General features: G+C 67.0%; 12 protein-coding genes. 5 read left to right on the forward strand and 7 right to left on the reverse strand.

The window, feature by feature from the left end; all coding sequences use genetic code 11:
* Window positions 1-65: 65 nt before the first annotated feature.
* The 5 genes from IEY36_RS15145 to IEY36_RS15165 form a co-directional block, all read right to left on the reverse strand.
* Entirely contained in the window at window positions 66-2,282 is a 2,217-nt protein-coding gene (locus IEY36_RS15145) for a glycosyltransferase family 4 protein (RefSeq protein WP_188968061.1), read from the reverse strand.
* A gap of 48 nt (window positions 2,283-2,330) precedes the next feature.
* A complete protein-coding gene (locus tag IEY36_RS15150; protein WP_188968063.1) occupies window positions 2,331-3,680 on the reverse strand; it encodes a glycosyltransferase family 4 protein in 1,350 nt (449 codons plus the stop codon).
* Between the two features lie 136 nt (window positions 3,681-3,816).
* A complete protein-coding gene (locus IEY36_RS15155) occupies window positions 3,817-5,136 on the reverse strand; it encodes a TRAP transporter large permease (RefSeq protein WP_188968065.1) in 1,320 nt (439 codons plus the stop codon).
* Window positions 5,136-5,645 (reverse strand): TRAP transporter small permease, encoded by a 510-nt coding sequence (locus IEY36_RS15160; RefSeq protein WP_188968067.1) that lies wholly within the window; start codon window positions 5,643-5,645, stop codon window positions 5,136-5,138. The genes IEY36_RS15155 and IEY36_RS15160 overlap by 1 nt, the downstream gene beginning before the upstream one ends.
* Window positions 5,646-5,709: 64 nt before the next feature.
* The gene (locus IEY36_RS15165) at window positions 5,710-6,714 is read right to left on the reverse strand and encodes a TRAP transporter substrate-binding protein (protein ID WP_188968069.1); all 1,005 of its coding nucleotides are present in this window, start codon (window positions 6,712-6,714) and stop codon (window positions 5,710-5,712) included.
* Window positions 6,715-6,860: 146 nt separating this feature from the next.
* On the opposite strand from IEY36_RS15165, the gene IEY36_RS15170 reads away from it, so the two are divergent.
* Together IEY36_RS15170 and IEY36_RS15175 are read left to right on the forward strand one after the other, a co-directional pair.
* Window positions 6,861-7,604 (forward strand): SDR family NAD(P)-dependent oxidoreductase, encoded by a 744-nt coding sequence (locus IEY36_RS15170; protein ID WP_188968071.1) that lies wholly within the window; start codon window positions 6,861-6,863, stop codon window positions 7,602-7,604.
* A gap of 51 nt (window positions 7,605-7,655) precedes the next feature.
* Window positions 7,656-8,411 (forward strand): SDR family oxidoreductase, encoded by a 756-nt coding sequence (locus IEY36_RS15175; RefSeq protein WP_188968073.1) that lies wholly within the window; start codon window positions 7,656-7,658, stop codon window positions 8,409-8,411.
* Between the two features lie 132 nt (window positions 8,412-8,543).
* On the opposite strand, the gene IEY36_RS15180 is transcribed toward IEY36_RS15175, so the two are convergent.
* Window positions 8,544-10,190, reverse strand: a complete 1,647-nt coding sequence (locus IEY36_RS15180) for an acyl-CoA synthetase (protein WP_268238129.1) — start codon at window positions 10,188-10,190, stop codon at window positions 8,544-8,546.
* 51 nt (window positions 10,191-10,241) lie between these two features.
* Here IEY36_RS15180 and dctP point away from each other — a divergent pair, with 51 nt between their 5' ends.
* From dctP to IEY36_RS15195, 3 genes are read left to right on the forward strand one after another with little or no spacing between them, the layout of a single operon-like run.
* Window positions 10,242-11,294, forward strand: coding sequence for a TRAP transporter substrate-binding protein DctP (gene dctP / locus IEY36_RS15185; RefSeq protein ID WP_229681334.1), 1,053 nt, complete (start codon window positions 10,242-10,244; stop codon window positions 11,292-11,294).
* A 7-nt stretch (window positions 11,295-11,301) separates the two neighbouring features.
* Window positions 11,302-11,811: a TRAP transporter small permease gene (locus IEY36_RS15190; protein ID WP_229681335.1), complete on the forward strand. Its 510-nt coding sequence runs from the start codon at window positions 11,302-11,304 to the stop codon at window positions 11,809-11,811.
* A gap of 3 nt (window positions 11,812-11,814) precedes the next feature.
* A complete protein-coding gene (locus IEY36_RS15195; protein WP_188968077.1) occupies window positions 11,815-13,101 on the forward strand; it encodes a TRAP transporter large permease in 1,287 nt (428 codons plus the stop codon).
* Between the two features lie 3 nt (window positions 13,102-13,104).
* Here IEY36_RS15195 and IEY36_RS15200 read toward each other — a convergent pair whose 3' ends face one another.
* Window positions 13,105-14,076 carry a tripartite tricarboxylate transporter substrate binding protein gene (locus IEY36_RS15200; RefSeq protein ID WP_188968079.1) on the reverse strand — a complete coding sequence of 324 codons (972 nt, stop codon included), beginning with the start codon at window positions 14,074-14,076 and terminating at the stop codon, window positions 13,105-13,107.
* Window positions 14,077-14,120: the final 44 nt, after the last annotated feature.

Raw genomic sequence — 14,120 nt, forward strand, 5'->3', positions numbered from 1 at the left:
GACGTTCGGTGCGCGGCCCTGGCTTGGTTACTGGGGCCTGGATCGGCCCGTCTCAAGGCGCGCCGCTACCGGTCCGGGCGCAGCGCCCGGTAGGCATGGCGTTCCAGGAAATCGATGCGTGCCCGCAGGTCATCCGGCCGGCACAGCATCAGCGCGCTGACGCCGAGCCCGACCAGCCGCCCGGCCGAGCCGTCCCTGACGTCGATCGCGGTGCCCTCGCACCCGTCGATCTCGACAATGACCTCGTCACCAGCCGAATCGAAGTCGAGCACACAGGCGAAGCGGCCGCCGCCTTCCGCCTCCAGCACGATGCGCCGATACGGTTCGGGTACGGCGTTGGCGCCGAATGCCCGCACCCGCACCCAACTGCCCCCCGCCGGCGCAAGACAGCTGAGATAAAGGCGCATCGGTCCGCCCGCCATCGCCGGGTCGATCGGCAGGCGCAGCTTGGCGAGGCCATGCCGCGTCCAGCAGCCCCAAGATTCAAGTGGATGCCAGGCAAGCCCGTCGCGGATGATATCCGCCATCGCCTTGCTGCGCTCGGCGTCGCCGCCCCCGGTCAGCCGCAGCGGATAGATGGTCGACAACTCCAACCGCACCGGCGGCGCGGCGACCGCTTCGGCATCGCCATGACGGCCGGCGATCACCCGCATCACCTGGTCGGCGATCGCGCCCCAGCTACGCAGCGAAACGGTGTCGCGGATCACCGCCTCCAGCCGGGTGCGCTCCGCCTCGTCAAAAATCAGCTGCTCTAGCTTGGCGACGAGGTCGGGGAGATTCTCCGGCTCGAAATACACCGCCGCCTCGCCACCCGCCTCGGTCAGCGAGGTGTTGCGCGCGACCAGCGGAATGCGCCCGAAGGAAAGGCTCTCCGTCACCGGCAGGCCCCAGCCTTCGTAGAAGCTGTTGGTGACGGTGAACATCGCCTGGCCATAGAGGCCCGCCAGTGCGACATCGGGCACGCCATGGGCGATCGACACGCGTTCCTGCAGCACCGGCGAATTGCGCCACAGCGTCATCGCCGCGTCGGCGAGCCAGCCCGCCTTGCCGATGCACACAAGCCGTGGCACGCGCGCCGCGCCGTGCCGGCGGATCAGCGCCAGCCAGGCATGGAACAGCATCAGGTGGTTCTTACGGCTCTCGATCGTGCCGACGCACAGCACGAATTTCTCCTGCGGCTCCGGCAGGTCAGGCCGCGAGGGCCAGCCCTCCGAGGCCGAGACGCCGAGCTCCTGCCGCAGATCGGCATCGAGCCGCACCACCGCCACCGACAAGGCGCGCTCAGGCAGGATCTCGCCGGCAATACGCTGCGCATCCGCCGCCGACCATTCGGAAATCGCCAGCGCCGACTCCGCCTGCGCCGCCATCGAGGAGAACCATTGCGCGAATTCCTCCGACAGCAGCGGCTGGCAGTGCTCCGGCGCCACCAGCGGAATGCAATCGTAGATCAACGGCACATAGCGCACGCCGTAACGGCGCATGACATGCCGCACCCGCAGGAAGTAGTCCTTGATCCACCAGGATGTGCCGAGATTGACCAGCGTCGAGCCCGCCGCGAAGACGAAGTCCGACCCGTCGCGCAATGTCTCGCGCAGTTCCTCGACAACCTCGACCCAGGCCGGCGCATCCACCTCGCCCCCGGTACGCGATAGCCGCCACAGCCGCAGGAACAGGTCGCGACTGATCTCGCGCCAGAAGCCCGAGGCCTCGTCGAACGCAACCGCTGCCGTGGCGACGCCTTCGATCGGGTCGAGCAGGGCGCGCGCCGTGACGTTCAGCTGGACGCGCTGGATGCCGGTCGGCGTCCGGTTATGTGCCACATAGGCAACGAGGTCGGAACTGTCGAAGACCAGTTGCAGCGCCTGGCCGGGCGCGCGGGCATGACGCAATACCGACGACGCCAGGAAGGCGAGCGACTTCGCCCCGCGCGACGCCTCGACATTGTCCGGCTCAAGCTCCAGCGCACGGGCATAGGCGCGCCAGGCGCCCTCCCCCTCGCCCATCATCTTCAGCGCGTGGCCGATATGCAGATGCGCATCCGCACTGTTCGGCGCCGCGTCCGCCGCCTCGCGATAGGCGGCAAGGGCCGCGGCGATGTCGCCGGCTTCCTTCAGGCAATGGCCCATCTGCACGCGGACGCGCCAATCTTCAGGTCGTTGCTCCAGAAACCCGCGATAGGCGAGCGCGGCGGCATCCCACATGCCTTGGTCGCGCAACGAATCGGCCTGATGCAGGGCTTCCCCAGACGTGACGCTCCCGTTGCCGTGGCCAGGCTGATCCATCGCAATCCCCGCTTCATCCAGACGACAGGCGGTATGCCACAGACCGCCTCAGCCGCCCAACCGGACCCCCAGCTTGGCATAGGTGTCGCGCAACCGCACCTGATAGCGCTCCGGCGAATACAGCGCCGCCTGCAACGGCCCCGCTTCGGCCAGCCGGCCCCGTAGGTCCGCATCGGCATCGAGGGCTCGGATGGCGTCGACCATGGCGCGGACATCATAGGGGTCGATCTGCACCGCCGCATCGCCCACCACCTCGGGCATCGAGGAAGTGTTCGACGTCATCACCGGCGTGCCCAGCAGCATCGCCTCCAGGGCCGGCAAGCCGAAGCCTTCATAAAGGGACGGGAACAGCACTGCCTTGGCCCCGCGGATCAGGCTGACCAGCAGCGGAAAGGAGGCGTAGTCGACGAGTTGCACCCGATGGCGCGTCTGCGTGATGCCATTCTGCGTCAGCAGGTAGCGGACATGCTCGTTCTCGAACAGCAGTCGCAGTTCCTCATCGGATTTCCAGGCCTTCTTGCCGACGATGATGAGCGGGTCCGTCACGCCGGAGGCGAGATAGGCCTCGATCATCCGCCCGACATTCTTCTTCGGCTCGATGGCGCCGAAGAACAAGAAGTACTTCTGGTAGCCGAGGCCATAGGTGCCCTGGATCTCGGTCTTGACGTCCTCGATCGGCTTCTGCGCATAGCGGGCGGGGATGTCGACCGCCTGGTAGGTGTTGGTGACCCTCTCCTCGGGGATGCCAAGCAGGCTGACGATGTCGCGCTTGGACGCCTCGCTCACAGTCACGATGTGGTCGCTGCGGCGCGCCAGCAGGCGTGACAGCCGGAAGTACTTCCGCTTGTTGTCGAGCGTCGTGTAGGGCAGCCGCAGCGGCACCAGGTCGTGCATGGTGTAGATGTTCTTCGCCCCGCGCACCTTCAGCGCGAGCGGGTAGGTCCAGTGCATCAGCGCCGGCGGCTGGCGGAAATGCACCGTCATGCGGTGCTTGTAGAGACCGAAGTGCAGGCGCTGCAGGTCGAACAGGTTCTGCACGTTCCAGACGTGATTGAAAAACGGCAGACGGCTGCGGAAGGTCTCCCGCACTACGCGATCCGAGACCGGCACCTCGGACGCGATCTCGCCGATCGGCGTGGAAAAGACGCGGCGGACGCCCTTGACGATGTCCGCAAGCTTGGAGGAGGGAGCGGCCATCGGGTCGAAGAAGGCGATCTCCCGCAGCAGCGCATTCCTGCTGAGGGTCGAGCTTCTTGTGCCATAAAGCACACCGACCTCCGCACCGAGGTCGCGCAGGGCGAACGACAGGTTCCTTGCATAGGTCGCGACGCCCGTCCCCTGGGTCAGGGAGAGGTTGTACCCATCAATGAAGACGCGCGGCGGGTCTTGGGTGGTCATCGGCAGGCGGTCCACTCGCAGCAGTTAAGGCTCGGACCAGGGCCGCCCCGCCGGAGCGGCCCTGGTCCGAGTTGAACTGTCAGGCTGAGGCGCCGCCCGGCGAAGGTCAAGCGAGGCGGGGCGCCACCGCCTGCCGTCAGTCGAGGAATTCCGGCGAAACGAGCCGCGGCAGCAGCAGCACGACATCCGGCCACACGATCACCAGAACCAGCACCCCCAGCATCGGCAACAGCATGATCATTGTGTCCTTCAGCGCATCGGCCATGCGCATCCCCGCCACATGGCAGGCGATCATCAGGCACAGCCCATAGGGCGGCGTCACCAACCCGAAGGCCAGGCTGATAATGCCGACCATGGCGAAATGCACAGGGTCCATGCCGACACCTGTCGTCAGCGGCAACAGGATGGCGCCGACGATGATGATGGCCGGAATCGCATCGAGAAAGCAGCCCACCATCAGGAATACCGCGGCGACAAAGAACCCGGTCTGGACACGGTTCATCCCCCACGAGCTGACCCCGGCCAGGATCGCCTCGGGAATGTTGTAGTAGGCAAGCAGCCAGCCAAAGGCCGATGCGGTGCCGACACAGAACAGCGTGACACCGGCCAATCGCCCGGTCTCGCCCAGCGCCTCCCACAATTGCTTGAGGCCCATCTCGCGGTAGTAGAGCAGCGACAGCGCGCCGGCATACAACACTGCGATGCAGGCGCTCTCGGTCGCGGTAAACCAGCCGAAGACCTTGCCGCCGATGATGATCGCCGGCGTCATCAACGCCGGCCCCGCGACCATGAAGGCGCGCAGGAACTGCATCAGCGTCGACCGCGGATAGGTCGGGTAGCCGCGCGCCTTCGCATAGCCATGCACCGTCGCCATCTGCACCACGGCGATCAGCACCCCGGGGATGATGCCGGCGAGGAACAGCGCCCCGATCGATACCGTCAGCACGCCGCCCCATACGATCATCAGGATCGATGGCGGGATGATGACCGCGAGCACCGCCGAGACCGCGGTGATCGCGACCGAGAAGCTGTCGTCATAGCCCTCCTTGCGCTGCGCCTCGATGAAGATCTTCGACTGCGACGCCGCATCGGCGGTCGACGACCCCGAGATGCCGGCGAAGAAGAAGGAAAGCACGACATTGATCTGCGCGAGCCCGCCAGGGAAATGCCCGACCATGGTGCGCGACAGCGTCATCAACCGATCGGTGATGCCACCCACATTCATCAGATTGGCGGTCAGCAGGAAGAACGGCACCGCGAGCAGGATGAAGGAATTGTAGGCGTTGAACGTCTCCTGCATCAGCACCATCGGGCCGAGGCGGTCCTCGATCACCAGGATCGGCAGGCAGGCAAGGCCGAGCGCCACCGCCACCGGCACCCGCAGCACCAGCAGGGTGAAGAAGACGCCGAACAGGATCCACGCTGCCTGCGAGGCGTCGAGTACATTGCCGCCCATCAGGCCCGCTCCCCGTGAATCAGAACACGAATGTCATCGACGAATTTCTCGCCCCCGAACAACAGCCAGGAGGCGCCAAGAATCGGCCAGGGCAGGTGGATCAGCCACAGCGGCAATTCGGCAAGTTCGCTGATGCGGAACCAGGCGAAGTCTACGAACTCGATGCCAAACCACAGGAAGATCGCGCCGAAGGTCAGCACGAATAGCCCCGAGACAATGTCCATGAAGGCGCGCATCCGCCCCTTGAACTCGGGCCACAGGTCGACGATGAAGTGAATGCCTTCCTTCTGGCCGACGATGGCGCCGATCATGATCGTCCAGACCAGGAGGAAGCGTGCCATCTCCTCGGTCCAGATGTAATGCGGCAGCAGATGCGTTTGGCGCGAGACGACCTGCAGCGTCACCGGCAACACAAGGATAAGCACGAGGATCGCAAGCAGTGCTGTGAGCAGCCGGGCGTAGAACGCGGCCGCCCGCCGCACCAGGCCGCGCAGGCCGGGCTGGGGCATGGGTAGCTCCGATGGGTTCAGGAAATGGCGGCCGGCGACGGGCTCGCCGCCGGCCTGCCGGGGCTCACACGGTGATCGCGTTGATGCGGTTGAAGATGGTCTCCGCATCCACTTCCCGAGCATAGGCGACCATCACTGGGTCGACCGCGCGCTTCAGCTCGGCACGCTCCGTGAACTCGATCTGCCTCAGCCGGCCGACGCGTTCCAGCTCGGCGATCTTCTGCCCATCCTCGGTGCTTTCGGCCTGGCGGCCGAAGGTGCCGGCTTCCTTGCCCGCCCGGCGAACCGCCTCCTGCAGCGGCGCCGGCAGCCGCGCCAGCGTCTGCGACGAAAAGCAGATCGGCCGAATCGTGATGGCGTGCTGCGTCATGATGAGGTTCGGCGCGACTTCGTAGAAGCGCATCGCCTCGACACCCGCGGCCTCGTTCTCGCCCGCCTCGATGACGTTGTTCTGGATGCCGTTGTAGACCTCGTTATAGGCGATGACCGAGGGCGACATTCCCGCCGCCTGGAAGGTGCGCGACCAGATCGGCGCGCCCTGTACGCGCACCTTCAACCCGCGCAATCCCGCCATGTCGGTGATCCGCTTGTTGGCGAAGATGTTGCGCACGCCGCCGCCGGCATAGCCGATCAGCGCGACGCGGGCGCGGCGCTCGATCTCGGTCGCCACCGGGGCGAACAGGTCCTGGTCCAGCACCATGTTCCACTGCGGCAGGCCGGTGAACAGGAACGGTGCGTCCACGAAGGGCGCCGCGCGACTGAAGGTGGACATGTGCGCCGGGGAGACGATGCCGTAGTCCACCGCGCCACGCCCGGCCGACATGTACTCGAAATACTGCTTCTCGAGCCCCAGGCTCGAGTTCTTGTGCAGGATGAAGTTCACCGGCGCGGCAGTGTAGTACTGCTTCACCAGCTCCTCGAACCGCACCAGGGCTCGCGTGAAGACGTGGTCATCATTGAACTGGACGGCGCCGTTCAGGGTGATCGCCTGCTGGGCGCGCGCCGCCCAGGGAAGTGCCAGCGCGGACGCACCGGCAGCGGCGCCGGCCAGCAATTGCCTACGGTTCATGAACGTAATCTCCCATTTGCCGCCGGCTTCGTGCCGGCTGTGCAGTGACTATAGAGACGAAAACACGGTCATGGGAACCGCCCGGTTACCCCCTTCCCGTCCTCGGGACTGTGACGGACACTGCGCCGGTCGTTGGGGGAAACGAGATGAACCGACTGGACCTTTCAGGCCGCGTGGCGATCGTCACCGGTGCGGCGCGTGGCATCGGCCTCGCCATAGCCCGCCGCGCCGTGGAATCGGGCGCGACCGTCGCGATCTGGGACATGGACGCCAAGGCCGGCGCGGAGGCCGCCGCCGCCCTCGGCCGTGCCTCCGCCCATGCGTTGGACCTGACCGACGGATCCGCTATCGCCGCCGCCCACGCCGCGACGCTTGCCGCCCATGGCCGCATCGACATCCTGGTCAACAATGCCGGCATCACCGGCGGCAACGCGCCGTCCTGGGAATTGCCCATCGCCGAATGGCGCCGCGTGATCGAGGTAAACCTGGTTGCCCCCTACATGGTCGCGCGCGCCGTGGTACCCACGATGATCGCGGCGAGTTACGGCCGCGTGGTCAACATCGCCTCCATCGCCGGCAAGGAAGGCAACCCCAACGCGTCCCACTACAGCGCGTCGAAGGCCGGGCTGATCGGCTTCACCAAGTCGCTCGGCAAGGAACTGGCGAAGTCCGGCGTGCTCGCCAACTGCATCACGCCCGCCGCCGCCGCGACCGACATCTTCAAGCAGATGACCGAGCAGCAGATCGCCTGGATGCGCTCCAAGATCCCGATGGACCGCTTCGTCGAGGTCGAGGAAATCGCCGCCATGGCCTGCTGGCTGGCCTCGGAGGATTGCTCCTTCTCGACCGGCGCTGTCTTCGACATCTCCGGCGGCCGCGCGGTTTACTGACCCGCCGCCCCCGCGCAGAGTGCCGCCATCCATGACCATGAGGAAACACCCATGAGCACCACGAAAGTCGCCGTCGTCACCGGCGCGGGCACCGGCGTCGGCCGAGCCGCGGCCCTTGCCCTGCTGGGCGGCGGCTGGTCGGTCGTCCTCACCGGCCGCCGCAAGGACGCACTCGACGAGACCATTGCCCTGGCCGGCGACGCCGCTCCGCGCGCCCTCGCCGTCCCCGCGGACGTCGCCGACCCGGCCTCGGTCGGTGCACTGTTTGCAGCGGTGAAGGACAAGTTCGGCCGGCTCGACATGCTGTTCAACAACGCTGGCCAGAACGTCCCCGGCACGCTGTTCGAGGACCTCACCTACGCCGACTGGACCCGCGTCGTCGCGGTCAACCTGACCGGCTCCTTCCTCTGCGCGCAGGCCGCCTTCCGCATCATGAAGGACCAATCCCCGCAGGGCGGGCGCATCATCAACAACGGCTCGATCAGCGCCCACACCCCGCGCCCCGACAGCGCGCCCTACACCGCGACCAAGCACGCCATCACCGGCCTGACGAAATCGCTGATGCTGGACGGCCGCAAATACGACATCTGCGCCGGTCAGATCGACATCGGCAACGCCGCGACGCCCATGACCGCGCGCATGGCGAAGGGCGTGAAGCAGGGCGACGGCTCCATCGCCGTCGAGCCAACCATGGATGTGAACCATGTCGGCCAGGCCATCCTGCACATGGCCAATCTGCCGCTGGAATCGAACATCCTGACGATGACCATCAAAGCATCGAAGATGCCGTTCGAAGGGCGCGGTTGACGTCTCCTGACGCCCTCGGGCGCCGGTCCGGCTTTCGCGCCCTGGACCGGCGAATAGGAGATAGCAGTTGGTCTGGGCGCGATCGCGCTGTGCGCTTGCGGCCCGATGCACGGCATCGGGCCGCAGGGGTCATCACGACACCTCGCCGCGCTCCGCCAGCAGGCGCTTCACCTCGTTCTTCGGCACCTTGCCATAGCCCGACCGCGGCAACGCATTCCACACCACAATGCGCGACGGCCATTTGTACCGTCCCAACCGCCCATCCAGATGCGCCATCACCGCCCCCACATCCACCACGGCACCCTCGGCCGCCACCAACACGGCCACGCCCGTCTCGCCCCACTTTTCATGCGGCACACCGACCACGCAGGCCTCTGCCACGGCGGGATGCGTCAGCAACGCTTCCTCCACCTCGCGCGGATACACATTCGACCCGCCCGAAATATACATGTCCGACTGCCGCCCGGTGATGTGCAGGAACCCCCGCGCATCGAGATGCCCCAGATCCCCGGTGTGGAACCACCCGCCAGCAAAGGCCTTTTCATTGGCTGATGGATTCTCGAAATACCCCGCCATCACCGCCGGCCCTCGCACGCAGATCTCCCCCGTCTCCCCGGCGCCAAGCCGCTGGCACGCCGTGTCGAGGATCGCCACCTCGATCCCCGTCCGCGGATACCCGCAAGACCCGATCGGAAACGCCGAATCATCCTCCACGCTGTGCCATTCAGGCGGCAGCACCGTGATGTTCCCCGTCACCTCCCCCAGCCCGAAATACTGCACCAGGCACGAACCCAGCTTGCGCAAGGCATGCTTCTGGTCCTCCCGATACATCGGTGCCCCAGCATAGATCACATGCCGTAAGCTGCTGTGATCGAGAGCATCCACGCTGGCGTCACGACACAACGCATTCAGGATGGTCGGCACGGTGAACATGTTCGTCACCCGATGCTGCGCGACAAGCCGCCAGGCCTCCGGCACATCCAGCCTTTCCCCCGGCATCAGCACCGACACCGCTCCCCGCGCCACCTGAGCCAGCGCATGAATGCCGGCGCCATGCGACAACGGCGCCACCACCAGCGATGCATCGCGGTCGGACAGCCCCGGCATCAGGTCGGCGATGTGGTTCACCACAACGAAGGCAAGCTGCCCATGCGTCAGCGTCCCGCCCTTCGGCCGCCCCGTCGTGCCCGAGGTATAGAACAACCAGGCTGGGTGATCGCGATCGACCGCAGCAGTCTCCGTCACCGGCGCGGCGGCCCCCTCGGCGACCAGATCCTCCCAGGAAATTCCAGCCCCCTCCCCGATCGCCACCTCCAACGCGCAGGCGGGATTCTCCGCCCGCGCCGCCGCGCGATGGTCGGGAAAGGCCGTGTCGAACACATGCACCCGGCAGCCCGCATTGGCCGCGAGATACGCCGCCTCCGGCGGGCTCAACCGGAAATTCGTCGGTACCCACACCGCGCCGATCAGCCAGCAGGACCAGCAGGATTCGAAAATGGCATTGCCATTGCGGGCATGCACCAGCACCCGGTCGCCCGCGCCGATCCCCCGCGCACGCAACGCCCCGGCCGCCGCGGCCACCCGCGCCGCCAGCTCCGACCAACTCCAGCACTGCTCGCGCCAGATCAAAGCTGGCTTGTCCGGCAGCCGCCGCGCCGTCTGCACCAACAGGCTGGCCAGGTTCGATGTCGGGATCATGTGGCGTGTCCTCCCGCCCCCGGTCTGCCTCGCCGTGGCGTCCGCCGCAAGCGCTTGCCCCGGCACGCCCGACCGGGTCACTCTACGCTGCAAGCGCCGGCCAGCGGCGCAACCGAAGGGAGCCAACGCCAGATGACCAAGACCATGCCCGGCGCCTCGCGCCGCACGCTGTTGCTGGGCGCCGCCGGGGCCGGCCTCGCGTTGCCCTACACGGCCTTCGGCCAGGGCCAGTATCGCGCCGAATACAAGCTTTCCGTGGTCGGCAACCGCCCCATCCCGCTCTCCGCCGGTGCCTTTGACTGGGCGGACCTGGTCACCCAGCGCTCGGACGGCCGCATCAAGGTGAAGGTCTATCCGGGCAGCCAGCTCGTCGGCGGCGACCAGACCCGCGAACTCGTCGCGATGCGCCAGGGCATCATCGACATGGCGGTGTTCAGCACCATCAATATCTCGCCCCAGGTGCGCGAGATGAACCTGTTCTCCCTGCCCTTCCTGCTGCGCGACCATCGCGGCTTCGACGCCATCATCAATGGCGAGGTCGGCCAGGACCTGTTCCGCGTGCTCGCGACGCGCGATGTCGTCCCGGTCGCATGGGGCGAGAACGGCTTCCGCGAGCTCTCCAATTCCAAGCATGTCGTCCGCAAGCCGGAAGACCTTCGCGGTCTGAAGATCCGCTTCGCCGCCGGCGCCATCTTCAGCGAGATCTTCACCGGCCTCGGCGCCAACCCGCTGCAGATGTCCTTCGCCGACCTGCAGCCGGCCCTCTCGACCGGCGCCGTCGATGGGCAGGAAAACCCGGTCAACCTCTTCCTCGCCTTCCGCATGGACACGCTGGCGCAAAAGTACCTGACCATCTGGAACTACGTCGCCGATGCCGGCATCTTCGTGGTCTCCAAGCAGGTGATGGAATCCTTCGCCCCGGCCGACCGCGACCTGGTCATCGCCTGCGCCCGCGAAGCCGCCCTCAAGCAGATCGCCGACACCCGCAAGGGCACCGGCATCGGCGGCGACCGCTCCGCCTTCGAGGAATGCGCCCGCCGCGGCGTCGAAGTGACGGAACTGACGCCCGACGAAAAGACCGCCTTCGCCAACGCCACCCGCCCGGTCTTCGACAAATGGGCGCAGACCGTGGGCATGCCGCTGGTGCAGAAAGCCCAGGCGGCGATCAGCCGCGCCACGGCCTGACGCGGCGGTGAGTGCCGAACTCGACCCGGCGGCCGCGCTGCCGGAACCGCGTACGCTCGTGCCACTGTCCTTCGAGCGGGTGCTGCTGGCGCTCGCCATGGGCGCCATGGCGCTGATCACCGCGGCGAATGTCGCGACGCGGTACCTCAGCAACGTCTCGCTTGCCTTCACCGAGGAATACTCGGTGGTGCTCATGGTGGTGGTGGCGATGGTCGGCACGGCGCTCGCCATCGCCTGCGGCCGTCACATCCGCATCGCGTATTTCACCGACCTGCTCTCGCCCGCCACCCGGCGCCGCGCCGAAATCCTGGCACTGCTGCTGAGCATCGCCTGCTTCGGCCTGCTCGCCGTCTTCGGCGCCTCCCTCGCCCGCGACGAGTACCGCTTCGAGGTGCTCTCCAACGGCCTGGGCAATCCGCAATGGATCTACACCGGCATGATGCCGTTGCTCTCGTTGCTGGTGATCGCGCGCGCCGCCGGTCGCCTGGTCCGTCTCGCGCGTGGCGAGGATGGCTGAGCCATGATCCCCGTCACGCTCTTCGCCGGCTTCGCGCTGCTGATGATCATCGGCGTGCCGATCGGCGTCTGCCTCGGCCTCGCCGGCGCCTTCGCCATCTGGCTCGCCGACCAGTCCATCATGGCGATGCCCACCAATGTCTACGCCGGTATCGCGAAATACCCGCTGATCGCCATTCCGATGTTCGTCCTCGTCGGCAGCGTCTTCGACCGCACCGGCGTCGCCCTGCGCCTGGTCCGCTTCGCCACCGCGCTGGTCGGCGCGGGGCGCGGCGCTCTCGCCTCCGTCGCCGTGCTGGTGGCCATGGTCATGGGCGGCATCTCCGGCTCCGGCCCGGCGACCTCCGCCGCCGTCGGCCAGGTCGTCACCCGCAGCATGGTCGAGGACGGCTACCCGCGCGCCTTCATCGCCAGCACCGTCGGCGCCGCGGCCGCGACCGACATCCTGATCCCGCCCTCGGTCGCCTTCATCGTCTATGCGGTGCTGGTGCCCGGCGTCTCGGTGCCGGCGATCTTCGCGGCGGGAATGATCCCCGGCATCCTCGCCGGCCTGTCGATCATCGTCGCCGTCGTCATCCTCTCGATCCTGAACGATCTCGGCGGCAAGGCGCGCCAGCGCGAGGTGTTGCAGGTCTGGGCCACCTTCAAGGAAGCCTTCTGGGGCCTGCTCGCGCCGGTGGTGATCCTGGGCGGCATGCGCATCGGCGTCTTCACGCCGACCGAGGCCGCGGTGATGGCCGTCTTCTACGGCCTGTTCGTCGGCTTCGTGATCTACCGCACGCTCACCCTGCGCGACGTCTATGAAATGCTGGTCGAGGCCGGCGAGGTCTCTGCGGTGATCCTGATCGTCGTGGCGCTCGCCACGGTCTTCGCCTGGTCCACCAGCACGCTCGGCATCGTGCAGCCGATCGCCGATTGGGTCGTCGGGCTCGGTTACGGCTCGTCCGGAACGCTGGTGATGCTGACGCTGTTCCTCATCATCGTCGGCATGTTCCTCGACGGCATCTCGATCTTCCTGATCCTGCTGCCGGTGCTGCTGCCCATCGCCAACACCTTCCAGTGGGACCTGACCTGGTTCGGCGTGGTGCTCACCATGATGATCGCCATCGGCCAGTTCACCCCACCCATGGCGGTGAACCTCATGGTGTCCTGCCGGATCGCCGGGGTGTCGATGGAAAGCACCATCCCCTGGGTGACCTGGCTGGTGCTCGCCATGACGATCGCCGCCGCGGCCGTCATGGCCATGCCGGAACTCGCCCTCGGTCTGCCGCGAGCGATGGGGTTGATGTAGCCGTCAGGAAGCGCGCAGCCCGAGTTCCTGGACGGTGCGCTTCTCCTCCTCATTCTGCAGCATCGCCGCCGTGGCGTAGTCCTCGGTGCCGAGATAGCGCACCGGCATGTCGAAGCGCGCGATGGTCGCCAGATGCGCCGGGTCGTACAGCGCCTCCTTGAAGGCGTCGTGCAGGATGCGCACCACGCCGGGGTCCATGCCACGCGGACCGGCGACGCCGTAGGTGCTCTCACCCAGCACATCGAAGCCCTGCTCGCGGAAGGTCAGCACCTCGGGGAATCGCGCTGCGCGTTCGCTCATCCAAACGCCGAGCACGCGCACCTGACCCTCCAGCGCCATGTCGGCCCAGGCGCTGGTCTCGGCAGAGAAATGGATGTCGCCGGACAGCAGCGCCTGCAAATTGGGCGCCGCACCGCGGAACGGCACCGGCACCCAGTCGATCCCGGCCAGCCGCGCGAAGCGCGTCATCTGGACATCGGTGGTGTTCGCCCCCGGCGTGCCGTAGCTGATCTTGCCCGGATTAGCCCGCGCATAGGCGACCACGTCGCGCATGTCGCGCCACGGGGAATCGGGCCGCACCACCACCCCCCCCATATAACCGACCAGCCGGATGATCCAGGAAAAGTCCCGCATCGGGTCCCATTGCGGCCGCTCGGTCATCGCCGGCATGCGGAAGGTCCCGTTGGGCATCTGCCCGATGGTGTAGCCATCCGGCCGCCCTTCCCGCGCCATGTACAGCGCGCCGAGCGTGCCGGAGGCACCCGGCTTGTTCTCGACAACGACGGGTTGGCCAAGCCGCCTGGACGCCTGGTCGCAGATCGACCGCATCTGGATGTCGGTCGCACCGCCCGGCGTCCACGGCACCAGCACCCGGATGGACCGGTCAGGATAGCGTGACTGCGCCAAGGCCGGCCGTGCGAGCATCGCCGCCCCGGAGATGGCCAGCATCAAACGCCGGCCCGTCGAACCGTCCATGCCGTTCCTCCCAACGTCTCATTGGGAGGAAGCATGCACCGACC

Source organism: Neoroseomonas lacus (assembly GCF_014644535.1).
In the GTDB taxonomy this organism is placed as follows: Bacteria; Pseudomonadota; Alphaproteobacteria; order Acetobacterales; family Acetobacteraceae; genus Neoroseomonas; species Neoroseomonas lacus.

Coding starts and splice junctions, on each gene's coding strand:
- IEY36_RS15145 (WP_188968061.1), bottom strand. CDS start 2,282: ATGGATCAGCCTGGCCACGGCAACGGGAGCGTCACGTCTGGGGAAGCC.
- IEY36_RS15150 (WP_188968063.1), bottom strand. CDS start 3,680: ATGACCACCCAAGACCCGCCGCGCGTCTTCATTGATGGGTACAACCTC.
- IEY36_RS15155 (WP_188968065.1), bottom strand. CDS start 5,136: ATGGGCGGCAATGTACTCGACGCCTCGCAGGCAGCGTGGATCCTGTTC.
- IEY36_RS15160 (WP_188968067.1), bottom strand. CDS start 5,645: ATGCCCCAGCCCGGCCTGCGCGGCCTGGTGCGGCGGGCGGCCGCGTTC.
- IEY36_RS15165 (WP_188968069.1), bottom strand. CDS start 6,714: ATGAACCGTAGGCAATTGCTGGCCGGCGCCGCTGCCGGTGCGTCCGCG.
- IEY36_RS15170 (WP_188968071.1), top strand. CDS start 6,861: ATGAACCGACTGGACCTTTCAGGCCGCGTGGCGATCGTCACCGGTGCG.
- IEY36_RS15175 (WP_188968073.1), top strand. CDS start 7,656: ATGAGCACCACGAAAGTCGCCGTCGTCACCGGCGCGGGCACCGGCGTC.
- dctP (WP_229681334.1), top strand. CDS start 10,242: ATGACCAAGACCATGCCCGGCGCCTCGCGCCGCACGCTGTTGCTGGGC.
- IEY36_RS15195 (WP_188968077.1), top strand. CDS start 11,815: ATGATCCCCGTCACGCTCTTCGCCGGCTTCGCGCTGCTGATGATCATC.
- IEY36_RS15200 (WP_188968079.1), bottom strand. CDS start 14,076: ATGGACGGTTCGACGGGCCGGCGTTTGATGCTGGCCATCTCCGGGGCG.